The sequence below is a fragment of the Citrobacter sp. CK202 genome (genome assembly GCF_030333225.1).
Lineage (GTDB): Bacteria > Pseudomonadota > Gammaproteobacteria > Enterobacterales > Enterobacteriaceae > Citrobacter_B > Citrobacter_B koseri.
This window is the reverse complement of sequence record NZ_JAOWGI010000028.1, coordinates 1-23,734: the sequence shown is the minus strand read 5'-3', so window position 1 is coordinate 23,734 and position 23,734 is coordinate 1. Positions and strand designations below refer to the sequence as shown.

Below are 23,734 nucleotides of genomic sequence, written 5' to 3'. Positions count from 1 at the left end.
AAGCCGCAGTATACGGGCTTTAAGTTGATTTCGGTAGACTTGGGAAGAGTTTGAAATGGTGCCGATAATAGGAGTCGAACCTACGACCTTCGCATTACGAATGCGCTGCTCTACCAACTGAGCTATATCGGCCCTGAAAGGACATGACCACGAGTGTGAATCACGGGGTAGAAGGTTAAAACTAACCGGATGATGCGTCAATAGCCTTGTGAATCAAGTGGCTGATTTTGCATCACTCCGGTTTTAATTACGCACGAATGGTATCGTCACCAATGCCGATCCACTTGTAGGTGGTCAGCGCTTCCAGCCCCATTGGGCCGCGTGCGTGTAATTTTTGCGTACTGACAGCCACTTCCGCGCCAAGGCCAAATTGTCCGCCATCGGTAAATCGGGTAGAAGCATTGACGTAAACGGCGGACGAATCCACTTCATTCACAAAACGATCGGCGTTGCGCAGAGTGCGCGTCAGGATCGCATCAGAATGTTGAGTGCCGTGTGCACGAATATGCGCAATTGCGTCATCCAGGCCGGCCACGATTTTCACGTTCAGATCCAACGACAGGAACTCGTCGTCATACTCTTCGGCTTTCACCGCTACCACGTTCGCCGGGCCTGATTTCAGTTGGGCCAGCGCCGCATCGTCAGCATGCAGCGTGACGCCGCTTTCCGCCATTTGCTTGCTCAGCGCAGGCAGAAAACGCGCAGCGATATCCTGATGCACCAGCAGCGTTTCCACCGTGTTGCAGGTACTCGGACGCTGGGTTTTCGCATTGACGATGATCTTCAGCGCCGGCTCGATCTCCGCACTGTCGTCAACAAAGATATGACATACGCCAATCCCGCCGGTGATCACCGGGATCGTCGACTGCTCACGGCACAGCTTGTGCAGGCCCGCGCCGCCACGAGGGATCAGCATGTCGATGTATTTATCCATACGCAGCATTTCATTGACCAGCGCGCGATCCGGGCTGTCGATCGCCTGGACTGCGCCAGCAGGTAAGCCGCAGGCTTCCAGCGCTTGCTGAATCACCGCAACCGTTGCCGCATTGGTGCGATACGTCTCTTTACCGCCGCGCAGAATCGCCGCGTTGCCGGTTTTCAGGCATAACGAGGCGACGTCAACGGTCACATTGGGACGCGCTTCGTAAATCACGCCAATGACGCCCAGCGGAACACGACGACGTTCCAGACGCAGCCCGCTGTCCAGCAGACCGCCATCAATCACCTGTCCGACCGGGTCGGCCAGGTTACACACCTGACGGACGTCATCGGCAATCGCTTTCAGGCGCGCCGGTGTCAATGCCAGACGATCCAGCATCGCTTCACTGAGGCCGTTTTCACGCGCCTCGGCAACGTCCTGGGCGTTAGCGCTCAGGATGCTTTCAGTTTGCGCTTCCAGTTCGTCCGCTATTTTTTCCAGTACGCGGTTCTTCTCGCGGCTGGAGAGTAGCGCCAGTTTGTAGGACGCCGCTTTGGCAGCAATGCCCATTTGTTCCAGCATACGTCGGCTCCTTAACGGGTAATCATGTCATCGCGATGGACAGCGACCGGGCCATATTCATAGCCAAGAATCGCGTCAATCTGCTGAGAGTGGTGACCAGCAATACGGCGCAGCGCGTCGCTGTTATAACGGGTGACGCCGTGGGCGATATCGCGCCCTTCCTGGTTACGGATGCGGATCACTTCACCACGCGAAAAGTTACCTGTCACGCTTTTAATGCCTTTTGGCAATAATGAGCTACCGCGTTCCAGAATCGCAGATGTCGCCCCTTCATCCACCGTGATTTCACCGGCAGGCGGCGCGCCAAAGATCCAGCGTTTGCGGTTTTCCAGCGGGGAGGCTTGCGCATGGAAACGGGTTCCCGCAGAAATGCCTGCCATAACATCGCCAATCACGCCCGGCTTGCTACCCGCCGCGATGATGGTGTCGATTCCGGCACGACAGGCAACGTCGGCAGCCTGCAATTTGGTGCCCATTCCCCCGGTTCCCAGGCCAGAGACGCTGTCGCCCGCAATCGCACGCAGCGCATCATCAATGCCGTACACGTCTTTAATCAGCTCAGCCTGCGGGTTGGTTCGCGGATCGGCGGTAAACAACCCTTGCTGATCGGTCAGTAACAACAATTTGTCGGCGCCCGCCAGAATGGCGGCCAGCGCGGAAAGATTGTCGTTATCGCCCACTTTTATTTCAGCGGTCGCCACGGCATCGTTTTCATTGATGACAGGGACAATATTGTTGTCCAGCAGCGCACGCAGGGTGTCACGCGCGTTCAGGAAGCGCTCTCTGTCTTCCATATCCGCACGCGTCAGCAGCATCTGCCCGATGTGAATACCGTAGATAGAGAATAGCTGTTCCCAAAGCTGAATCAGACGACTCTGCCCCACCGCCGCCAACAGTTGTTTAGACGCTATGGTCGCCGGGAGTTCCGGGTAGCCAAGATGCTCACGCCCGGCGGCAATAGCACCCGACGTGACGATCACAATACGATGGTCTGCGGCATGTAGCTGCGCGCATTGACGAACAAGTTCTACGATATGGGCACGGTTCAGGCGGCGCGATCCGCCCGTTAGCACACTGGTGCCGAGTTTTACCACCAGCGTCTGGCTGTCACTCATGATTCTCTGCCATTCAAAATAGGGGAAAATGATATCAAACGAACGTTTTAGCAGGACTGGCCCCGGTTGCCAACAACCAGAGCACAAAGCATGAAATTTTGTTGCGCAGGATCAGCAAGCGTAGCGGCAGTTTCTGACAATTTTATTACCGCAATAATAAATCATCCTTTTTTAAAAATATTCTTAATTTGTCATAAAACCTTCATTGCAGAGCGTTAAAAACCATCCTGTTTTTCACGGGGATCACTCCCAGCGAATATTAGCGCGTAATTTTAAATCAGGAATGAAAATGAAAAAGAGCACTCTGGCATTAGTGGTGATGGGTATTGTTGCATCGGCATCCGTGCAGGCAGCAGAAGTGTATAACAAAAACAGTAATAAACTGGACGTGTATGGCAAAGTAAAAGCGATGCACTACATCAGTGATGATGACAGCAAAGATGGCGACCAGACTTATATCCGCTTTGGCTTTAAAGGCGAAACGCAGATTAACGATCAGCTGACCGGTTACGGTCGCTGGGAAGCTGAGTTCGCCGGTAACAAAACAGAAAGCGAAGGCGGTCAGAAAACCCGTCTGGCTTTTGCGGGTCTGAAGCTGAACGATTTCGGTTCGTTAGATTATGGTCGTAACCTGGGCGCCCTGTACGACGTTGCCGCGTGGACGGATATGTTCCCTGAATTCGGTGGCGACGGCCTTGCACAGACCGACAACTTTATGACCAAACGTGCCAGTGGCCTGGCAACTTACCGTAACACCGATTTCTTCGGCGTTATCGATGGTCTGAACTTAACCCTGCAATATCAGGGTAAAAACGAAAACCGCGACGTCAAAAAGCAGAATGGCGACGGTTTCGGCACATCTCTGAGCTATGACTTCGGCGGCAGCGACTTCGCCATCATCGGCGCATACGCCAATTCAGACCGCACCAATGAGCAGAACCTGCAATCTCGCGGACAAGGTAAAAACGCGGAAGGTTGGGCGACGGGTCTGAAATATGACGCCAATAACATTTACCTGGCGACTATCTATTCTGAAACCCGCAACATGGCGCCTATTTCCGGTGGTTTCGCCAATAAAGCGCAAAACTTCGAAGCGGTTGCCCAGTATCAGTTTGATTTCGGTCTGCGTCCTTCCCTGGGCTATGTTCAGTCTAAAGGCAAAGATATTGAAGGTATCGGTGATGAAGATATCGTGAAATATATCGATGTGGGCGCAACATATTATTTCAATAAAAATATGTCCGCGTTCGTTGATTATAAAATCAACCAGATTGACGATGATAACAAGCTGGGCGTAAGCAGCGATGATATCGTCGCGATTGGTATGACGTACCAGTTCTGATTGTCTTAATTTGCCGGATGACGACGCTCAGGCGTCTTATCCGGCCTACTCTTTTGCACTGTTGCAGGCCGGATAAGCGTAGCGTCATCCGGCATTATTCTATGTTACGCCGTTAACTTCACCGGTTCTTTGAAGTTATCGGCGGGTTCCAGCGCCAGATTCAGCGAAGTCAGCAGTGCACGCAATTTTTCATGAAACTCGCGCAGGGTGTACTCCAGGCGTTCAATCACTTCGGTCTCTTTAATCGGCACGGCGGTCCAGTTACCTTCTTTGTCAAACAGGCCAAACTGGTAGCTGTAGGTAAAGCGTTTTTCCTGCGCTTCCAGTTCCATCCACCAGCCCCAGAATTCACGTTTCTCAGGCGCTGGCTTCACGTTGACGCAAACAGCCAGGCAATCGAAAAAAAAACGATTATCTTCGCACTGCCCTTCGCGTATATACGGGCCAAGCGCAGTGAATTTCTTGATCAATCTACTTTTCGGGTGTCCACTCGGTAACGTCATTGCGATCTCCTTTGGTGAAGCAACTGTTTTACCAAAACAATAAAATTTAGCAATCCATTAACACAATCTGTGATTGATCCAACCAGTAATTTCTTTCAGCGCAGTGTCAAAATTGCGATACACCGGATTAAATGGAATCTCCATCAGCTTACCGTCGGAAGATGACGAGGTGATGAGCCGGGACTCCTCTTCCGGGCTAAACGGATCGTTTTTCCAGAAGCCAGATAACATCGGCGTTGGGCAGCGTCTGCCGAGCAACCCCTGCACCTTCAGTGAATAACGATTTAGCTCAACGCGCAGCGCTTCATCTGACGCATCATGCATCCCCAGACGGCTTGCCAGCACGTCAAGATACATTTCCGGCACCGTCCCCTGACGTTGTGAATCGCTTAACAACGCATGGACCACCGGCCCCAGACAGGCTACCGCTTTCAGTCGCGGCGCTTCCAGGTAGGCCAGACGTACCGCAACGTTAGCGCCAAAACGAAAACCAAACGCCACCACCCGGGTATGATCAACCCACGGCACCCCAGGCAGCGCTTTCAACACATGCTGATGCAGCAGACTGGAGTCCTGGGTGAGCTTCCATTTTGACGAGAATCCAACCGACGGCATATCCAGCGTCAGCATCGCCATACCGCGCGGCGCGAAGTAACGTTCGAACAGGGTGTAATAGTCCGTTTGCATGGAGTCCAGGCCGCCGCACATCAGTACGGTCGGGAACGGGCCATCCCCTTTCGGCATATGCAAAAACGCAGTGACAGGCGCGCCGCCGGGGATCGAAAACGCCATTTCACGCAGCGAGCCCGGCAAGCGTTGCGCGGCCTCTTCATACGCGCGGTTCGCCAGCGCCTGCGCCTGCTCCGCCAGCTCATCCCCTTTAAGATGCGGGTAAGCCGCAATGTTGTAGAGCGAGGAAGCGTGCAGCCAATGACGCCCGCTGCGCTGTGGGTCTGTTTCCTGGCAGGCTTTCTGCTGCCATTCCATCGCCTGTTTCGACCATTCAAAGATCCAGTTACCGCCACGGTAGCCAATCACCGTGTCATACAGCTCTTTGTCGGTTCGCTCGGCTTCGCTCATTACGATACGCGCCTGCACATCAAGGATTTCTCGCGGATCGATACCGCGCCAGATCCACATCAGACGGTTGATCATGCGATACCAGTGCGGCACGTTTTTACCATCCAGAGTGGACTGCACGGACGGCTGCGTTCCGTGATTGAAGCGCCGGACAAGCGTCGACGTTTCAGGATGTTTGAAGCGGGGTTTAAACAGGGTTTCGCTGAGGTTAGCCTGTGACATTCGTGCAGCCTCCAAGGGTACTTACTGAGGCCTATTGTAACGTGTGTGCGGCTAAAAAAAACAACGCCCGGCATTGCCAGGCGTTGAAAATTTCAGTGATTAGCGACCAGAGATTGGCGGGACGAATACCACGCCCATATCCCACGGCTGCTCAATCCAGGTGTCCTGCGGGATATCAATCACATAATCATCCACCAGCGGGCGGCCAGCCGGTTTAGCGAAGATAGTGACGAAATGAGCTTTAGGGTACATTTCGCGGATAGCAACAGCAGTACCGCCGGTATCGACCAGATCGTCGATCACGATGAAACCTTCACCATCGCCTTCCGCACGTTTCAGCACTTTCAGTTCGCGCTGGTTGTCGTGGTCGTAGCTGGAGATGCAAACGGTATCGACATGGCGAATACCCAACTCACGCGCCAGCAATGCGCCCGGTACCAGACCACCACGGCTGACGGCAATAATGCCTTTCCATTGTTCAGAAGGCATCAGGCGGCTTGCCAGTTTGCGTGCGTGAATCTGCAACATGTCCCAGGTGACGACGTATTTTTCGCTCATGTGAAGTGTCCCAGCCTGTTTATCTACGGCTTAAAAATTGAGGGTGAACCAGGTTGCGCGAGATTATAGAGACCTGACGCGCTAAAAACCAGTGTTTCGCGGAATCCAGCCCTCTTTTTACGTGCTTTATACTACCCGAAGACCAGGAAAGTGGTATTCTCAATCGCATCTCGCAAGCCCGACTTGTGGTGACAATCAATCTGCTAACCCTGTGGCCTGCAAGAAAGTTTTGCAGGACATCGTCAAGGAGACTTATCGTGTCTGAACTGTCTCAATTATCTCCACAACCGCTGTGGGATATTTTTGCAAAAATCTGTTCTATTCCTCATCCGTCCTACCATGAAGAGCAGCTCGCTGAACACATTATGGGCTGGGCCAAAGAGAAAGGTTTCCACGCTGAGCGCGATCGGGTCGGTAATATCCTGATTCGTAAACCTGCCACCGCAGGTATGGAAAACCGCAAACCAGTGGTTTTGCAGGCGCACCTGGATATGGTTCCGCAGAAAAACAACGACACCGTACACGACTTCACCAAAGATCCGATCCAGCCTTATATTGACGGCGAGTGGGTAAAAGCCCGCGGCACCACGCTGGGCGCGGATAACGGCATTGGTATGGCTTCCGCGCTGGCCGTTCTGGCTGACGACAACGTCGCACACGGCCCGCTGGAAGTGCTGCTGACCATGACGGAAGAAGCCGGTATGGACGGCGCATTCGGCCTTCAGCCAGGCTGGCTACAGGCCGATATTCTGATCAATACCGACTCCGAAGAAGAAGGTGAGATCTACATGGGCTGTGCAGGCGGTATCGATTTTACCTCTAACCTGCCGCTGTCCCGTGAAGCCATTCCGGCGGGCTTCCAGAGCTTTAAACTGACGCTGAAAGGCCTGAAAGGCGGCCACTCCGGCGGCGAAATCCACGTCGGTCTCGGCAATGCCAACAAGCTGCTGGTGCGCTTCCTGGCGGATCATGCTGAAGAACTGGGTCTGCGTCTGGTTGATTTCAACGGCGGTACGCTGCGTAACGCTATCCCGCGTGAAGCCTTCGCCACCGTTGCCGTAGCGGCAGATAACGTCGATGCGCTGAAAACGCGGGTGAACGCTTATCAGGAGATCCTGAAAAACGAGCTGGCAGAGAAAGAGAAGAATCTGGTGGTTCTGCTGGAAGCAGCCGCTAACGACAAAGCGGCGCTGACTGCCTCGTCCCGCGATGGCTTTATCCGTCTGCTGAACGCCACGCCAAACGGCGTGATTCGCAATTCCGACGTAGCGAAAGGCGTGGTTGAGACGTCCCTGAACGTGGGCGTTGTGACCATGACCGACAACAACGTGGAAATCCACTGCCTGATCCGCTCGCTGATCGACAGCGGTAAAGACTACGTGGTGAGCATGCTGGATTCACTGGGTAAACTGGCCGGCGCGAAAACCGAAGCAAAAGGCGGCTATCCGGGCTGGCAGCCAGATGCGAACTCGCCGGTAATGCACCTGGTGCGTGAAACTTACCAGCGTCTGTTCAATAAGACGCCGAACATCCAGATTATTCACGCGGGTCTGGAATGCGGTCTGTTCAAAAAACCGTACCCGGATATGGACATGGTCTCTATCGGGCCAACCATTACCGGCCCGCACTCTCCAGATGAGCAGGTTCATATCGAAAGCGTCGGTCACTACTGGCGGCTTCTGACTGAACTGCTGAAGTCTATTCCGGCGAAGTAAGTCGCTACGAAACATTGCCGGATGGCGGCGTAAACGCCTTATCCGGCCTACACGCTGATTTGTAGGCCGGATAAGCGCAGCGCCATCCGGCAATACATCAAAGTCACAGCCCCAGCAGAAGCTGTCTTTCCAGTTGCGGGTCCAGTAGCGTAACGTGTAACCCTACCAGCCGCACGCCCCGCCCTCCCCGCCGCTCATTCCAGGTTTTACGCGCCGTCGTGATTAAATCGTCCTTGCTTAAACGCGGCCAGACGTGCTCCTGAGTGGTCAGCTGGAAATCGTTAAATTTTAATTTAACCCCCTGACGGGCGATGAGCAGGTCAGGCTTCACTTTTGCCAGCCGCCTTTCCAGCTCTGGATATAACCGCTCAATGATCGCCTCGCATTCCGCCCATTCGTGAATATCCTCCGCCAGCGTACGTTCAACGCCTATCGATTTACGCAGTCTTTCATTGTTCACATCCCGCTCATCAATCCCCTGGCTACGCTCCCATAACACGCGGCCAAACTTACCAAAGCGCTTGAGTAACATCGCCAGATCGTACTTTTGCACGTCTTCACAGGTACGCAGCCCCATCGTTTCCAGCCTGGCCGCAGACACTTTACCCACCCCCGGAATTTTCCCCAGCGGTAAGGTTTTGAGAAACTCAGGAACATCGGCGGGGGTAATCACATATTGCCCATTCGGTTTATTAAGATCAGAAGCAATTTTTGCCAGAAACTTAACCGGAGCAATACCTGCTGATGCGGTGAGCTGGAGTTCGTTAAAAATCGTCTGACGGATTTCCTGAGCGATAAGCGTGGCGGAGCCGTGGCAATAAGTGCTGTCGGTGACGTCCAGATAGGCTTCATCCAGCGAAAGCGGCTCTATACGCGAGGTATAACGAGAGAAGATTTCACGGATATGCTGCGACGCTTCTTTATACGCCTCAAACCGCCCCGGCAATAGCGTGAGGTGCGGGCAAAGCTTAAGCGCCATACCGGTCGGCATCGCGCTGCGCACGCCAAATTTGCGGGCGGGATAATTTGCCGTACTGATAACGCCCCTGCGCTCGCGGCTGCCGCCGATAGCAATGGGAATATCACGCAGGGCCGGGTTATCGCGCATTTCAACCGCCGCGTAAAAACAGTCCATATCAACATGTATGATTTTGCGCATGGCTCACCTCTGCAATACTGTTTAAGTATACAGTATATTTTGTATTGTGAGAAGCGAGTGGAAATTAAGCCGCGGCAGAATGCGCCGGGTTCTGACTGCCTTGACGGCTAAATTTCAGTATAAAGAGAAACTAAATTGTAAACGCATCGCCTGGGGCTTGCGAAAAACTGCCGTGGTGATAATGTGAGCGCACCAAATACGGATTAGTCTGATTTGGGGACTCTGTTTGCCGTTCTGGCGTGTGTAACCGTTTTATCAAGGAATAAGCAGTATGCGTAAAATCGCATTTTTTCTTGCGATGCTTCTGATCCCGTGCGTCTCATTTGCCGGTTTGCTAAGCAGTAGCAGCCCAACCACGCCAGTCAGTAAAGAATATAAGCAGCAGTTGATGGGGTCGCCTGTCTATATTCAGATCTTTAAAGAAGAGCGTACGCTCGATCTGTACGTCAAGATGGGTGAGCAATATCAATTGCTCGACAGCTACAAAATTTGCAACTATTCCGGTGGCTTAGGCCCCAAACAGCGCCAGGGTGACTTTAAAAGCCCGGAAGGTTTTTACAGCGTCCAGCGTAATCAGCTCAAACCGGACAGCCGTTTCTATAAGGCCATTAATATCGGTTTTCCGAACGCCTATGACCGCGCACACGGTTATGAAGGTAAGTATCTGATGATCCACGGCGCCTGCGTCTCCGTCGGTTGCTATGCCATGACCGACAGCGGCATTGATGAGATTTTCCAGTTTGTAACCGGCGCCCTGGTATTTGGGCAATCCAGCGTACAGGTGAGCATCTATCCCTTCCGCATGACCGATGCAAATATGCAGCGCCATAAGTATTCGTATTACAAAGATTTCTGGACGCAGCTAAAACCGGGCTACGACTACTTTGAGCAAACCCGTAAGCCACCAACGGTTTCCGTTGTCGATGGCCGTTACGTGGTCAGCAAACCGTTGAGCCATGAAGTGGTTCAGCCACAGCTGGCGTCAAACTATACGCTCCCCGAGACAAAATAATCGCCATTCGCCTGGCATAATCTTTTGCCAGGTTTCATTTCCTGTCAGCGGCTGCGTTGCAATCACGGTAACCACATCATTCGGTGTGGTTTGTGAACTGAAGTCGATTTCCACATCCTGATCCAACAGCGTGGCGACGCCAAACGGCGCGCGGCGGGTGATCCAGAATAAATTGGTCGAGCAATAGGCCATAACATAGCGCCCGTCTGACAGCAGCATGTTGAAGACACCTTTCTTACGGAGTTCTTCTGCCAGCGTCGCAATATATTTAAATACCGCCATCATATTGCCCGGCGTGCGCGGATAACGCTGCGTCAGCTTATGCAGCAGCCAGCAGAACGCTTTTTCGCTGTCCGTCTCACCAACCGGGCGAAAATTACCGGTTTCAAGCGATTTGTAGCCGCTGAGCTGCCCGTTATGCGCATACGTCCAGTTACGCCCCCAAAGCTCACGGGTAAACGGATGCGTATTTTCCAGCGCCACTTCCCCACGATTCGCCTGGCGAATATGGGCGACGACGGAACAGGATTTGATGGGATAGTCTTGCACCAGTCTGGCGATGGGCGAATTAAAACTGGGTTGCGGATCTTTAAATGTGCGACACCCTTTACCTTCATAAAACGTAATGCCCCAGCCGTCTTTGTGCGGCCCGGTTCCTCCACCACGCTGAACCAGCCCGGTGAAACTAAAGCAAATATCGGTTGGCACATTGGCGCTCATCCCGAGCAGTTCGCACATACATCACCTACCTTAAAACGCTGAACCGCCTGATGGCGCTGCGCTTATCAGGCCTGGACAAATCAAATGTAGGCCGGATAAGACGCTTTAACGTCGTCATCCGGCAAAAACACAGTAAAGAATTATCCGCTTACTTAACCATCTCTTTTTCGATCAATTGGATCAGGATATGAATCACTTTGATATGGATTTCCTGAATACGATCAGCATAACCGAAATGCGGCACGCGAATTTCAATATCCGCCGTCCCTGCCATTTTACCGCCGTCTTTCCCGGTCAGGGTGATGACTTTCATTCCCTTCTCGCGTGCTGCGGCAATCGCTTTAATCACGTTACCAGAGTTGCCCGAAGTTGAGATCCCTAACAGCACATCCCCTTCACGGCCAACCGCTTCAACGTAGCGAGAGAAAACATAGTCGTAACCAAAATCATTACTGACACAGGAGATATGGCTGACGTCAGAAATAGCGATCGCCGGGTAGCCTGGACGGTTTTCACGGTAGCGACCGGTCAGCTCTTCGGCAAAATGCATCGCGTCGCAATGAGAGCCGCCGTTACCGCAGGAAAGTACCTTGCCACCCGCTTTAAAACTGTCTGCCAGCAGGACCGCCGCGCGCTGAATAGCGTGAATATTGGCTTCATCTTTTAAAAAATTGGCCAGCGTTTCCGCCGCTTCGTTCAGTTCGTTACGAATAAGATCCTGGTACATGAGGATATCCTTCAGCATGAATGTAATTGACAGATGCAGTGTACCGGATAGCGCAGAAAGCGAGAAGCACAAGCCACAGGAATGCCGCTGGCTTTTGATTTTTTGTGCCGGTGAAAACGGCAACAATGTGAGCTTCGTTGTAATTATTTTGTAAACACATTGCTAAAAGAAATGACATCCACTACAACCATATCATCACAAGTGGTCAGACCTCCTACAAGCAAGGGAGCTTTTCGTTATGATGATTTTGAGTATTCTCGCAACGGTTGTTCTGCTCGGCGCGCTGTTTTATCACCGCGTGAGCTTATTCCTCAGCAGCCTGATTTTACTCGCATGGACAGCCGCGCTGGGCGTTGCTGGCCTGTGGTCTATCTGGGTGCTGGTTCCTCTGGCCATTATCCTCGTACCGTTTAACGTTACGCCGATGCGTAAGTCGATGATCTCTGCGCCAGCGTTTCGTAGCTTCCGTAAAGTGATGCCGCCGATGTCGCGCACGGAGAAAGAGGCCATTGATGCCGGTACAACATGGTGGGAAGGCGATCTCTTCCAGGGCAAACCTGACTGGAAAAAATTGCACAACTATCCGCAACCGCATCTGACCGCTGAAGAACAGGCGTTCCTGGATGGCCCGGTAGAAGAAGCCTGCCGTATGGCGAATGATTTCCAGATCACGCACGAATTAGCCGATCTGCCGCCGGAGTTGTGGGACTACCTGAAAGAGCATCGCTTCTTCGCGATGATCATCAAGAAAGAGTATGGCGGCCTGGAGTTTTCGGCGTATGCGCAGTCTCGCGTGCTGCAAAAACTCTCCGGCGTTTCCGGGATTCTGGCGATTACCGTGGGCGTGCCTAACTCATTAGGCCCAGGTGAACTGCTGCAACACTACGGTACTGAAGAGCAGAAAAACCATTACCTGCCGCGTCTGGCGCGTGGTCAGGAGATCCCTTGCTTCGCGCTGACCAGCCCGGAAGCGGGATCCGATGCGGGCGCAATTCCTGATACTGGCGTCGTCTGCATGGGCGAATGGCAGGGCCAGCAGGTGCTGGGTATGCGCCTGACCTGGAACAAACGTTACATTACGCTGGCCCCTATCGCGACCGTGCTGGGCCTGGCCTTTAAACTCTCTGACCCGGAAAAACTGCTGGGTGGCGAAGAAGAATTGGGTATCACCTGTGCGCTGATCCCGACCTCAACGCCTGGCGTAGAAATTGGTCGCCGTCACTTCCCGCTGAACGTACCGTTCCAGAACGGGCCTACGCACGGCAAAGATATCTTTGTGCCGATCGACTACATCATTGGCGGGCCGAAGATGGCAGGCCAGGGCTGGCGTATGCTGGTGGAATGCCTGTCGGTAGGCCGTGGTATCACGCTGCCGTCCAACTCGACCGGCGGGGTTAAATCTGTCGCGCTGGCAACCGGGGCATATGCCCATATTCGTCGCCAGTTCAAAATCTCTATCGGCAAGATGGAAGGTATTGAAGAGGCGCTGGCGCGCATTGCCGGTAACGCCTACGTAATGGACGCCGCAGCGTCGCTGATTACCTACGGCATTATGCTGGGTGAAAAACCGGCGGTGCTGTCAGCTATCGTCAAGTACCACTGTACCCATCGCGGCCAGCAGTCCATCATCGACGCAATGGACATTACCGGTGGTAAAGGCATTATGCTCGGCGAAAGCAACTTCCTGGCGCGTTCTTACCAGGGGGCGCCTATCGCCATCACCGTTGAAGGTGCGAATATCCTGACCCGCAGCATGATGATCTTCGGTCAGGGGGCGATTCGCTGCCATCCGTATGTTCTGGAAGAGATGGCCGCCGCACAAAGCAACGATGTGAATGCGTTCGACAATCTGCTGTTTAAACATATCGGCCATTTCGGTAGCAACAAAGTACGCAGCTTCTGGCTCGGTCTGACCCGCGGCCTGACCAGCTACACCCCGACCAGCGACGCAACGAAACGTTATTACCAGCACCTTAACCGACTGAGCGCCAACCTGGCCCTGCTGTCTGATGTCTCAATGGCGGTGTTGGGCGGTAGCCTGAAACGTCGTGAACGTATCTCCGCACGCCTGGGCGATATTTTAAGTCAGCTGTATCTGGCCTCCGCCGTGCTGAAACGCTATGACGATGAAGGCCGTAACGAAGCCGATCTGCCGCTGGTGCACTGGGGCGTACAGGATGCGTTGTATCAGGCGGAGCAAGCGATGGATGAACTGCTGCAAAACTTCCCGAACCGTTTTGTTGCGGGTCTGCTGAACGTGGTGATCTTCCCAACCGGTCGTCACTACCTTGCCCCTTCCGACAAGCTGGATCATAAGGTCGCGCAGATTCTACAAGTACCGAGCGCAACCCGTTCACGTATCGGTCGCGGTCAATACCTGACGCCGAGCGAGCATAACCCGGTCGGCTTGCTGGAAGAAGCGCTGCTGGACGTAATAGCGGCAGATCCTATCCACCAGCGGATCTGCAAAGAGCTGGGTAAAAATCTGCCGTTTACCCGTCTGGATGAACTGGCGCATAACGCGCTGGCAAAAGGGCTGATTGATAACGATGAAGCCGCCATTCTGGTGAAAGCGGAAGAAAGCCGTCTGCGCAGCATTAACGTTGATGATTTTGATGCCGACGCGCTGGCGACTCAGCCGGTAAAGTTGCCAGAGAAGCAAGTGCGTAAAGTCGAAGCCGCTTAATCCTCACCTCCCCTGAAAGCCCCGCTTCTGCGGGGCTTTTTATTGCCACATTTTCGTTGATGCTCATGCTACAGTGTAAAAATGCTGTTCAACGAGGAGCCCCGATCGTGCCTGGTTTGAAAATTACCCTGTTGCAACAACCGCTGGTCTGGATGGACGGTCCGGCCAATTTACGTCATTTTGACAGACTGCTGGAAACCATCACCGGACGTGACGTCATTGTTTTACCTGAAATGTTTACCACCGGTTTTGCAATGGAAGCCGCACTTCAGTCACTCCCGCAAGAAGATGCGATCGACTGGATGCAGGCCAAAGCACAACAGACTGATGCCCTGATTGCGGGCAGCGCTGCGTTGCAAACCGAACGTGGCCCGGTAAACCGTTTTTTACTGGTTGAACCTGACGGCAACGTTCATTGCTATGATAAACGCCATCTGTTCCGCATGGCGGATGAACATCATCATTACCAAGCGGGCGATAAACGTGTTGTCGTTGAATGGCGCGGCTGGCGTATTCTGCCGTTAGTGTGTTATGACCTGCGTTTTCCGGTATGGTCCCGCAATCTTAATGATTATGACCTGGCGCTGTATGTAGCGAACTGGCCTGCTCCACGTTCGCTACACTGGCAGGCGCTGCTCACCGCACGCGCGATTGAAAATCAGGCCTATGTAGCAGGCTGCAACCGTGTTGGCACTGACGGCAACGGGCACCATTACCGTGGGGACAGCCGGGTGATTAACCCGCAAGGAGAGATTATCGCCACCGCCGAGCCACATCAGGCGACACGTATTGATGCAGACCTGTCACTCACGGCGTTACGGGAATACCGCGAGAAATTTCCGGCATGGCAGGACGCCGACCCATTCACGTTACGCTGATGATTGTTCATCCTTCTCTGCAACGATTCTGGCATTTCTACAGAGAAGGATAATTTTTGTTGAAGGCTAAAACGACGAAAGCCTGAATCATTTCTGATTCAGGCTTTCTGAATAGTGGCGGAACGGACGGGACTCGAACCCGCGACCCCCTGCGTGACAGGCAGGTATTCTAACCAACTGAACTACCGCTCCGCGTTGTGTTCCTCTTGGGAACGAAGCGCATATTACGGATTGCCTTGCACCTCGTCAACGGTTTTTCTCACGTTTTGAATCGTTTGCTGTAAAAATCACCCGGACGGCTATTTTTACGTCGTAAAACCCCGAATTACGCTCGCCAGAGGCAACTTCCGCCTTTCTTCTGCACCAGGTCGAGACGCGACTCATGCGCCATCAGCTCTTCATCAGTCGCTAAAACAACGCGTAACTTGCTGGCCTGACGGACAATACGCTGGATTGTCGCTTCACCCTGCTGCTGCTGCGTTTCCCCTTCCATTGAGAAGGCCATCGACGTTTGCCCGCCGGTCATCGCCAGATAGACATCGGCCAGAATCTGGGCATCGAGCAATGCGCCGTGCAGCGTACGTTTGCTGTTATCTATCTCATAGCGTGAACAAAGCGCATCAAGGCTGTTACGCTTGCCGGGGAACATCCTCCTCGCCAGCGCCAGGCTATCGGTGATTTTGCAGAACTCGCTTGTTTTCGGAATACCACGACTGAGCTTGGCGAACTCATAATCCATAAAGCCGATATCAAACGATGCGTTATGGATCACCAGTTCCGCGCCACGGATATACTCCAGGAAGTCGTCAACCACATCGGCAAAAACGGGTTTATCGAGCAGAAATTCATCCGCAATACCGTGTACGCCGAACGCTTCCGGGTCCACCAGTCGGTCCGGTTTTAGATAGACGTGGAAGTTATTGCCGGTAAGGCGGCGGTTCACGACCTCGACTGCACCGATCTCAATGATCTTATGGCCTTCGTAGTGGGCGCCGATCTGGTTCATACCGGTGGTTTCGGTATCGAGGACGATCTGTCGTGTAATTGCAGTGCTCATAGCGGTCATTTATGTCAAACTTGTCGTTTTACGATCGATTTCAATTACAGGAAGTCTACCAGAGATGCTTAAACAGGTAGAAATTTTCACCGATGGCTCTTGCCTGGGAAATCCAGGTCCTGGTGGTTATGGCGCTATTTTACGCTATCGCGGCCATGAAAAAACCTTTAGTGAAGGATATAGCCTCACAACTAACAATCGCATGGAGCTTATGGCGGCCATCGTCGCGCTGGAAGCGTTAAAAGAACATTGTGAAGTCACATTAAGCACGGACAGCCAGTATGTCCGTCAGGGAATTACGCAATGGATCCACAACTGGAAAAAGCGCGGCTGGAAAACAGCAGAGAAAAAGCCGGTAAAGAATGTCGATCTCTGGAAGCGCCTTGATGCCGCGCTGGGCCAACACCAAATCAAATGGGAATGGGTAAAAGGCCATGCCGGCCATCCTGAAAACGAACGTTGTGATGAGCTGGCGCGTGCGGCAGCGATGAATCCTACGCAGGAAGACGTTGGCTATCAGGCAGAGGCTTAAGCGTCTGGCTTACGGTATTGCCGGGTCGCGCCCACGGCCTGGCGAATCCGCGCTTTGCTTTTATTTTGTTTCATCGGGTTAAGCGTAAGCGGGATGGTTCGCTTACGCGCCACAATCAGTTGCAGGCAGCCCAGCGCCGGAATATGCATGCTCAGCAGCTTTCCCCCTTGCTTTGACCAGGGTAAAACATGAAAACGGCTGTAGTGCAGCACTTCAAAATTCAATAACGAGAGCCAGTCCAGTTGGCGCATCAGCGTAAACATCCGGCTGTTATAAGGTGAAGATTTACGCAAGACGGGCACCAGCTTACGCAGACCCATCAGGCTAATCGGGTTAAAACCACTCAAAACCAGCCAGCCATCATCAATTAACACCCGGTCGGCTTCACGCAGTAACCGATGTGGGTCGACGCACCACGGTAGCGTATGCGCCAACAGACAAACATCAACAGACTTATCGGCAAAGGGAAGATGTAAGGGATCGGCCTGAACCTGGACGGGCGCGCCTTGCAGGGAAATATTGACTTGATGAGAAACGGCGCACGCTTCAGAGTTGATTTCTGCGCTTAAATTACCAATTTTAAGCAAATGAAAACCATACATTTTGGCGAACCACGGGTTAAGCTGATGCTCCAGCGCCTCACGATAGTATTCACCCCAGGGCAAATCGCCCCAGCGATGGGGAGCTATGACTGTTTGAGGGATCCTTGCCGGTTTCATCACAACCTTCCGCTACGCACTAAGAGGTAATTTATGAATCTTAACAGTATTCCCGCATTTCAGGACAATTACATCTGGGTTCTGAGTAATAATGAAGGACGTTGTCTGATCGTTGATCCTGGCGAAGCGGCTCCCGTGCTAAACGCCATCAAAGAGAAGAACTGGCAGCCGGAAGCGATTTTCCTCACTCACCATCACCACGACCATGTTGGCGGCGTGAAAGAACTTCTTCAACATTTTCCGCACGTAGTGGTTTACGGACCGGCAGAAACACAAGATAAGGGAACCACGCACGTAGTCAAAGATGGCGATAGCGCCCTCGTTTTAGGGCATGAATTTAGTATATTTGCCACACCGGGTCACACTTTAGGACATATCTGTTACTTTAGTCATCCTTACCTTTTCTGCGGCGACACCCTTTTCTCTGGAGGTTGTGGACGCCTGTTTGAAGGTACAGCCTCACAGATGTATCAATCACTTAAAAAAATCAGCGCCCTTCCTGACGATACACTGATTTGTTGCGCACATGAGTATACTTTAGCAAACATGAAGTTTGCATTGAGCATCCTACCGCACGATTCGTTCATAAATGAATATTATCGTAAAGTTAATGAGTTACGCGCAAAAAACCAAATTACACTCCCCGTAATTCTGAAAAATGAGCGGAAAAATAATATTTTTTTGAGAACGGAAGATGCTGATTTAATTAATGAAATAAACAAAGAAACAAAGTTGCAACAACCTGAAGAGCGTTTTGCCTGGTTAAGGTCAAAGAAAGACAGCTTCTGACAATTCCTACTTGTCATTGGCGAACTTCGCCGTTATGATCGGTCGTCTTTTAAGCAACTATTGACACACACATGAAGGCAAAAGCGATATTACTCGCCTCTGTCCTGCTTGTGGGGTGCCAGTCGTCTCAGAACACTGGCAACGTCCAACAGCACGCACAGAGCCTTTCTGCAGCTGGTCAAGGGGAAGCAGGAAAGTTTACGAGTCAGGCACGATGGATGGACGATGGGACGTCTCTCGCGCCAGATCAAGACTTGTGGGCTTTCATTGGCGACGAGCTAAAGATGGGAATTCCGGAGAACAACCGGATACGCGAACAGAAACAGAAGTATTTACGCAATAAGAGCTATCTCCACGATGTAACTTTACGGGCAGAGCCGTATATGTACTGGATAGCCGGGCAGGTTAAGAAACGTAACATGCCGATGGAACTGGTACTACTACCCATAGTGGAGAGCGCTTTTGACCCTCACGCAACGTCTGGCGCCAATGCCGCAGGCATCTGGCAGATCATTCCGAGCACAGGGCGCAATTATGGTTTGAAACAGACCCGCAATTATGATGCGCGTCGTGACGTTGTGGCTTCCACAACGGCCGCGTTAGATATGATGCAGCGTCTGAATAAGATGTTTGATGGCGACTGGCTGTTGACCGTTGCAGCTTATAATAGCGGCGAAGGTCGCGTGATGAAGGCAATCAAAGCGAATAAGGCGCGTGGCAAAGCCACCGACTTCTGGTCGCTTTCGTTACCTCAGGAAACGAAGCTGTACGTGCCAAAAATGCTGGCATTGAGCGATATTCTCAAAAACAGCAAACGCTATGGCGTGCGTCTGCCAACCACAGACGAAAGCCGTGCGCTGGCGCGCGTTCGTTTGAGCAGCCCGGTTGAGATGGCGCAGGTTGCAGATATGGCGGGCATGTCCGTCACCAAGCTGAAGGCGTTTAATGCTGGCGTGAAAGGCTCTACGCTAGGCGTTAGCGGCCCACAGTACGTGATGGTGCCAAAGAAGCATGCAGAACAACTGCGTGAGTCTCTGGCTTCAGGCGAAATTGCTGCCGTACAGTCTACGCTGGTCGCAGACAATACGCCGCTGAACAGCCGTAGCTACAAAGTTCGCTCTGGCGATACGCTTTCCGGCATCGCGGCACGCCTTGGCGTGAGCACGAAAGATTTGCAGCAGTGGAATAGTCTGCGCGGATCTAACCTGAAAGTGGGCCAAAGTCTGACGATTGGCGCAGGCAGTAGCGCACAGCGTCTGGCCAACAACAGCGATAGCATTACCTATCGTGTGCGGAAAGGTGATTCGCTTTCGAGTATCGCCAAACGTCACGGGGTGAACATCAAAGATGTGATGCGCTGGAACAGCGATACAGCAAATCTGCAACCAGGCGATCAGCTAACGTTGTTTGTGAAGAACAGCAGCACACCTGACTCCTGATAGCATGACTCAGAAAAGGCACTGGTTTCCCCCCAGTGCCTTTTTTATTTATGCCGCTTTATGCGCCTCAACCATAATCGTATCGCTGGTAAACGAACCGTCCTCCTGCAAAGCGAAATACGCTTTTACCTCCGCGGATGCGCTCTTCTGATACAAACGAATAGCCTCAACCAGCGCCGCAGGCGTACGCATTCTCGCTACCCATGAACTGAACTCCAGCGGTAAGCGGTCCGTTAACAACGTATCGACAATCAGATTCGCATCATTCACCAGAGACAGCCACTCACCGCTGGAGTAGTTACGTACATGAGAAGTGTCGCGTAACGCTTCTACAGTCTGTAACCAGATATCGCGCACCGGATGCCCAGGCGACATCACATCCATCATAATCAACACGCCACCCGCTTTCAGAACCCGGTTGACTTCACGCAGTGCCAGCCCAACATCATGCCAGTGATGTGCAGAATAGCGGCTAATCACAACATCAAAAGCGTGATCCTCAAACGGCAGATTTTCAGCATACCCCTGTCGGGTCGCGATATTTTCTAAACCTTTCTCTTTCGCCGCCTGTACGACGACCTCAAGCATCTGCGAAGACAAATCGTAAGCCACCACCTGCTTTACGTTCTGCGCAGCAATAAAACTGGCGTGCCCGGCGCCACATCCCATATCCAGTACGCTGGCATGCGGAAAAGAGGACAGCCGTTCCGCCAGTCGCTGTAAGTCACGACCAGAAGCATGAACGGTACTGGTTAAATAGGCATTTGCCTGAGAGCCAAACTGCTTTTCGACGTTGTCATGGTGGGAGTGTGTTGTCATCGTGTTGTCCTTTGGTTGTTTGCAAAATAAAGGGCAGCACCACTTCAGGTCTGCCCCACGGCAGACCTGACACACCTTATTGCTCAGGTTTGCCGGGACTGAATTCAACGAGTAGCGGGTTATGATCGGACGCGCGCGTGACCAGTACGGAAGCCTCGCTAACGTTTAAACCTCGATAAAACACAAAATCAAGAGGACGGCCAAACGCCCGTCGGCGCTGATCGTCAGTAAAACGCACCTGCCGCAGGGACATCTCGCGCGCAAAGCGATACAGTGCGTTCATTCGTGGTCGGCTCCAGGCATTAAAATCACCGGCCATAATCACCGGGCCGCTGTGATGCGCAATTTGATCGCCAATAGGAAGTAACTGCTTACTATACACATCCACCCCAAGACTGAAGTTAACGGCGTGAATGTTTACCACCATCAACAATCGCGTATCAGGCAAAGGATAAACGGTCACCAGCGCTGACTTCGCCAGACGTAAGATGGGCTCACGTTCGCGCAGCGGGCAGCAGTAGACGGGATGAGCAGCAGAAAGCGTCATAACACCCGAAGGATGCTGAGGTAACACAAAAGCGGGAACCTGATCGGCGGCAAGATAGTTAGCGGTCGCAAACTGCACCAGTTCGGGCGTGGTTTGCGCTTCCTGTAATAAAACCAGGTGCGCATCTTTGCCAAAGTTTTTCAGCACCGATAACCATTCGGCCCGCTGCTGTTTAAAGATATTCCACACCAGAATCCGAATGCGGTCTTCACTGCTTAACGGCACTCCGGCGGGTAATGCCTGGCCAATACTCGCAAACGACCCAGGCGGTAAAATCCGCTCGGCGGGTTGTCCGGCAATATAGCGCATGGCATAAGTATTTTTTCGCACGTTTGACTTTAAAACCTCTGTAACGTCAACCAGCCCGGGCACGGACTGGTTATTCTGTTATAGGGATTTTAGCTCACACTTTCAACGAGCAGTTACATATTGTTTTGTAAGCAAGCGCTTACCTCCGTAAATTTAACCAGGAACAGCGCGAACTGGCCTATCCAACCGATCACAGGTTAACGCCGTCAGAACAGGCGCTCCGGCCACCACACCTCACGCGCAGATTGAAACCAACAGCCCAGGATGTTTTAATGAAAAAATAGCCAAAATATCAATGTAATTTTGCTTCAGGTGCAAAAATGAAAGCCACTTCAGAAGAACTCGTGATATTTGTTGCCGTAGTCGAAAGCGGTAGCTTTAGCCGCGCTGCGGAGCAACTTGGACAGGCGAATTCTGCGGTCAGCCGGGCGGTCAAAAAGCTGGAAATGAAACTGGGCGTGAGTCTGCTTAATCGCACAACACGCCAGTTGAGTCTGACGGAAGAAGGCGAACGTTATTTTCGTCGCGTGCAGTCAATACTACAAGACATGGCCGCCGCTGAAACGGAGGTGATGGAAACGCGAAGCACTCCACGCGGTCTGTTGCGTATCGACGCCGCCACGCCGGTGATACTGCACTTTCTGATGCCGCTGGTTAAGCCTTTTCGCGAGCGTTATCCAGAAATGACGCTATCACTGGTTTCCTCAGAAACATTCATCAATCTGATTGAACGAAAGGTCGATGTCGCCATACGTGCCGGGACGCTGACCGATTCAAGCCTGCGCGCCCGCCCGCTCTTTACCAGTTATCGAAAGATTATCGCGTCGCCGGATTATATTGCCCGCTTTGGCAAACCCGAAACCATTGAAGAGTTAAAACAGCATCTATGTCTCGGATTCACTGAACCGGCTTCGCTCAATACATGGCCTGTAGCATGCAGCGACGGACAACTCCATGAAATCAGCAGCGGTCTGTCGTCAAATAGCGGTGAGACGCTCAAGCAGCTTTGTCTGAGTGGTAACGGGATCGCCTGCCTGTCTGACTATATGATTGATAAAGAAATCGCGCGGGGAGAGCTTGTGGAGCTGATGGCCGATAAGCGCCTACCGGTAGAGATGCCTTTCAGTGCCGTTTATTACAGCGATCGTGCGGTCAGTACCCGCATTCGGGCATTTATCGATTTTCTCAGCGATCATGTAAAAACAGCCCCCGAAGGAGCTGTAAAAGAGGGTTAAGGATACAGAGAGAATGTTAGCCGATCAGTCCCACTCTGGCGCCAGACCTTCCGGGCTGACAAGGCGATCGTTGCAGTCCAGTGCGGCAATCGCCTTTTTATCTTCGGCATCCAGACGCAGATCGAGCGCCAGTAGGTTGCTTGCCAGGTTTTCACGTTTAGTGGAAGAAGGAATTACGGAGTAGCCTTCTCCCATTGCCCATGCAAGGATCACCTGCGCCGGAGTCGCATTGTGCTTAGCGGCAATACGGGCAATCACTTCATCTTTCAGTGCCTTACCATAAGCCAACGTCATGTAAGAGGTGATGTGAATTCCATGCTGTTTTGCCCAATCCACGACCTTGCGGTTTTGCAGATACGGAGACAGTTCAATCTGGTTAGTCGCAATGTTTTCTGCGCCGACAGCGGCAATGGTTTTTTCCATCAACGGGATAGTAAAGTTAGAAATACCGATTTTGCGCGTCAGTCCCTGCTCTTTTGCTTCCAGCAGCGCCTGCATGAACTCTTCGACAGATACCGCATCGTTTGGTGACGGCCAGTGGATCAATGCCAGATCCACATAATCAGTGCGCAGTTTTTCCAGACTTTCTTTCAGACTCAGGATCAGCTTCTCTTTGCTGAGATTTTCAGTCCAGATCTTGGTGGTGATGTACAGCTCGCCGCGCGGGATGCCACTTTCGGCAATCGCCTGACCAACAGCCGCTTCATTATCATAGATTTGTGCAGTATCAATTGCACGATAGCCCAGTTCCAGCGCTGTTTTGACCGATGCGATAACAACATCGTTTTTCAAGCGAAAAGTACCTAAACCAAATGCAGGGATTGTCATTAAGTTCCTCATTAATTGTTGTGTCGTTAACTGAGGAGGGATTATCGCGGTTGTTTTTATGCGGAAAAAGATCGTAGAACGCAGAGGATTTTTGCGAAATAAGCAATAATGGAACAGCAGGCAAGAAAAAAGCCCTGAGCGTTAGCTCAGGGCTCTTAATAAGTGGCGGAACGGACGGGACTCGAACCCGCGACCCCCTGCGTGACAGGCAGGTATTCTAACCAACTGAACTACCGCTCCAC

Annotated in this window: 22 protein-coding genes and 3 tRNA genes; 9 read left to right on the top strand and 16 right to left on the bottom strand. The window is 52.4% G+C overall.

Annotated features, from left to right (window positions below):
• Nucleotides 1–56 precede the first annotated feature (56 nt).
• From OGX84_RS16185 to proB, 3 genes are all read right to left on the bottom strand, one after another.
• A tRNA-Thr gene (locus tag OGX84_RS16185) sits at nucleotides 57–132 on the bottom strand.
• A 115-nt stretch (nucleotides 133–247) separates the two neighbouring features.
• Nucleotides 248–1,501 (bottom strand): glutamate-5-semialdehyde dehydrogenase, encoded by a 1,254-nt coding sequence (gene proA, locus OGX84_RS16180; RefSeq protein ID WP_112001149.1) that lies wholly within the window; start codon nucleotides 1,499–1,501, stop codon nucleotides 248–250.
• An 11-nt stretch (nucleotides 1,502–1,512) separates the two neighbouring features.
• Nucleotides 1,513–2,616, bottom strand: a complete 1,104-nt coding sequence (proB, locus tag OGX84_RS16175; protein ID WP_286458177.1) for a glutamate 5-kinase — start codon at nucleotides 2,614–2,616, stop codon at nucleotides 1,513–1,515.
• Between the two features lie 289 nt (nucleotides 2,617–2,905).
• Here proB and phoE point away from each other — a divergent pair, with 289 nt between their 5' ends.
• On the top strand, nucleotides 2,906–3,958 hold the full coding sequence (gene phoE, locus OGX84_RS16170; RefSeq protein WP_024130644.1) for a phosphoporin PhoE: 1,053 nt from the start codon (nucleotides 2,906–2,908) through the stop codon (nucleotides 3,956–3,958).
• Between the two features lie 104 nt (nucleotides 3,959–4,062).
• Here the strand turns inward: phoE and crl are convergent, their stop codons facing one another.
• The 3 genes from crl to gpt form a co-directional block, all read right to left on the bottom strand.
• A complete protein-coding gene (gene crl, locus OGX84_RS16165; RefSeq protein WP_012133774.1) occupies nucleotides 4,063–4,461 on the bottom strand; it encodes a sigma factor-binding protein Crl in 399 nt (132 codons plus the stop codon).
• A gap of 57 nt (nucleotides 4,462–4,518) precedes the next feature.
• On the bottom strand, nucleotides 4,519–5,763 hold the full coding sequence (gene frsA / locus OGX84_RS16160; protein ID WP_012133775.1) for an esterase FrsA: 1,245 nt from the start codon (nucleotides 5,761–5,763) through the stop codon (nucleotides 4,519–4,521).
• 99 nt (nucleotides 5,764–5,862) lie between these two features.
• The gene (gene gpt / locus OGX84_RS16155; protein ID WP_006685917.1) at nucleotides 5,863–6,321 is read right to left on the bottom strand and encodes a xanthine phosphoribosyltransferase; all 459 of its coding nucleotides are present in this window, start codon (nucleotides 6,319–6,321) and stop codon (nucleotides 5,863–5,865) included.
• A gap of 257 nt (nucleotides 6,322–6,578) precedes the next feature.
• On the opposite strand from gpt, the gene pepD reads away from it, so the two are divergent.
• Nucleotides 6,579–8,036: a cytosol nonspecific dipeptidase gene (gene pepD / locus OGX84_RS16150; protein WP_049011679.1), complete on the top strand. Its 1,458-nt coding sequence runs from the start codon at nucleotides 6,579–6,581 to the stop codon at nucleotides 8,034–8,036.
• Between the two features lie 103 nt (nucleotides 8,037–8,139).
• On the opposite strand, the gene dinB is transcribed toward pepD, so the two are convergent.
• Nucleotides 8,140–9,195 carry a DNA polymerase IV gene (gene dinB / locus OGX84_RS16145; RefSeq protein WP_012133777.1) on the bottom strand — a complete coding sequence of 352 codons (1,056 nt, stop codon included), beginning with the start codon at nucleotides 9,193–9,195 and terminating at the stop codon, nucleotides 8,140–8,142.
• 271 nt (nucleotides 9,196–9,466) lie between these two features.
• Between dinB and dpaA the strand changes: the two genes are divergently transcribed.
• On the top strand, nucleotides 9,467–10,207 hold the full coding sequence (gene dpaA / locus OGX84_RS16140; protein ID WP_012133778.1) for a peptidoglycan meso-diaminopimelic acid protein amidase: 741 nt from the start codon (nucleotides 9,467–9,469) through the stop codon (nucleotides 10,205–10,207).
• Here the strand turns inward: dpaA and OGX84_RS16135 are convergent.
• Together OGX84_RS16135 and lpcA are read right to left on the bottom strand one after the other, a co-directional pair.
• Nucleotides 10,178–10,945, bottom strand: coding sequence for a class II glutamine amidotransferase (locus OGX84_RS16135; protein ID WP_112001150.1), 768 nt, complete (start codon nucleotides 10,943–10,945; stop codon nucleotides 10,178–10,180). The genes dpaA and OGX84_RS16135 overlap by 30 nt on opposite strands.
• A gap of 130 nt (nucleotides 10,946–11,075) precedes the next feature.
• The gene (lpcA, locus tag OGX84_RS16130; RefSeq protein WP_024130646.1) at nucleotides 11,076–11,654 is read right to left on the bottom strand and encodes a D-sedoheptulose 7-phosphate isomerase; all 579 of its coding nucleotides are present in this window, start codon (nucleotides 11,652–11,654) and stop codon (nucleotides 11,076–11,078) included.
• A 238-nt stretch (nucleotides 11,655–11,892) separates the two neighbouring features.
• Here lpcA and fadE point away from each other — a divergent pair, with 238 nt between their 5' ends.
• Both fadE and OGX84_RS16120 read left to right on the top strand, forming a co-directional pair.
• Nucleotides 11,893–14,340, top strand: coding sequence for an acyl-CoA dehydrogenase FadE (gene fadE, locus OGX84_RS16125; protein WP_286458174.1), 2,448 nt, complete (start codon nucleotides 11,893–11,895; stop codon nucleotides 14,338–14,340).
• 107 nt (nucleotides 14,341–14,447) lie between these two features.
• A complete protein-coding gene (locus tag OGX84_RS16120; RefSeq protein ID WP_047458766.1) occupies nucleotides 14,448–15,218 on the top strand; it encodes an amidohydrolase in 771 nt (256 codons plus the stop codon).
• A 115-nt stretch (nucleotides 15,219–15,333) separates the two neighbouring features.
• On the opposite strand, the gene OGX84_RS16115 is transcribed toward OGX84_RS16120, so the two are convergent.
• Nucleotides 15,334–15,410, bottom strand: a tRNA-Asp gene (locus OGX84_RS16115).
• 133 nt (nucleotides 15,411–15,543) lie between these two features.
• Complete coding sequence (gene dnaQ / locus OGX84_RS16110; RefSeq protein ID WP_024130648.1) at nucleotides 15,544–16,275, bottom strand: DNA polymerase III subunit epsilon; 732 nt, start codon at nucleotides 16,273–16,275, stop codon at nucleotides 15,544–15,546.
• A 64-nt stretch (nucleotides 16,276–16,339) separates the two neighbouring features.
• Between dnaQ and rnhA the strand changes: the two genes are divergently transcribed.
• Entirely contained in the window at nucleotides 16,340–16,807 is a 468-nt protein-coding gene (rnhA, locus tag OGX84_RS16105; protein ID WP_012133784.1) for a ribonuclease HI, read from the top strand.
• Here the strand turns inward: rnhA and OGX84_RS16100 are convergent.
• On the bottom strand, nucleotides 16,804–17,526 hold the full coding sequence (locus OGX84_RS16100; RefSeq protein ID WP_199971261.1) for a class I SAM-dependent methyltransferase: 723 nt from the start codon (nucleotides 17,524–17,526) through the stop codon (nucleotides 16,804–16,806). The genes rnhA and OGX84_RS16100 overlap by 4 nt on opposite strands.
• A 33-nt stretch (nucleotides 17,527–17,559) precedes the next feature.
• Here OGX84_RS16100 and gloB point away from each other — a divergent pair, with 33 nt between their 5' ends.
• Together gloB and mltD are read left to right on the top strand one after the other, a co-directional pair.
• A complete protein-coding gene (gene gloB, locus OGX84_RS16095) occupies nucleotides 17,560–18,315 on the top strand; it encodes a hydroxyacylglutathione hydrolase (RefSeq protein WP_286458173.1) in 756 nt (251 codons plus the stop codon).
• Nucleotides 18,316–18,386: 71 nt separating this feature from the next.
• Nucleotides 18,387–19,754: a murein transglycosylase D gene (gene mltD / locus OGX84_RS16090; protein ID WP_047458772.1), complete on the top strand. Its 1,368-nt coding sequence runs from the start codon at nucleotides 18,387–18,389 to the stop codon at nucleotides 19,752–19,754.
• Nucleotides 19,755–19,802: 48 nt separating this feature from the next.
• Here the strand turns inward: mltD and OGX84_RS16085 are convergent, their stop codons facing one another.
• Nucleotides 19,803–20,573, bottom strand: coding sequence for a class I SAM-dependent methyltransferase (locus OGX84_RS16085; protein WP_071260099.1), 771 nt, complete (start codon nucleotides 20,571–20,573; stop codon nucleotides 19,803–19,805).
• Nucleotides 20,574–20,649: 76 nt separating this feature from the next.
• Nucleotides 20,650–21,450, bottom strand: a complete 801-nt coding sequence (locus OGX84_RS16080; protein ID WP_024130650.1) for an endonuclease/exonuclease/phosphatase family protein — start codon at nucleotides 21,448–21,450, stop codon at nucleotides 20,650–20,652.
• Nucleotides 21,451–21,749: 299 nt separating this feature from the next.
• On the opposite strand from OGX84_RS16080, the gene yafC reads away from it, so the two are divergent.
• Entirely contained in the window at nucleotides 21,750–22,664 is a 915-nt protein-coding gene (gene yafC, locus OGX84_RS16075; RefSeq protein ID WP_012133790.1) for a DNA-binding transcriptional regulator YafC, read from the top strand.
• A 24-nt stretch (nucleotides 22,665–22,688) separates the two neighbouring features.
• On the opposite strand, the gene dkgB is transcribed toward yafC, so the two are convergent.
• Together dkgB and OGX84_RS16065 are read right to left on the bottom strand one after the other, a co-directional pair.
• Complete coding sequence (dkgB, locus tag OGX84_RS16070; protein WP_112001152.1) at nucleotides 22,689–23,492, bottom strand: 2,5-didehydrogluconate reductase DkgB; 804 nt, start codon at nucleotides 23,490–23,492, stop codon at nucleotides 22,689–22,691.
• A gap of 163 nt (nucleotides 23,493–23,655) precedes the next feature.
• Nucleotides 23,656–23,732, bottom strand: a tRNA-Asp gene (locus OGX84_RS16065).
• Between the last annotated feature and the right edge of the window lie 2 nt (nucleotides 23,733–23,734).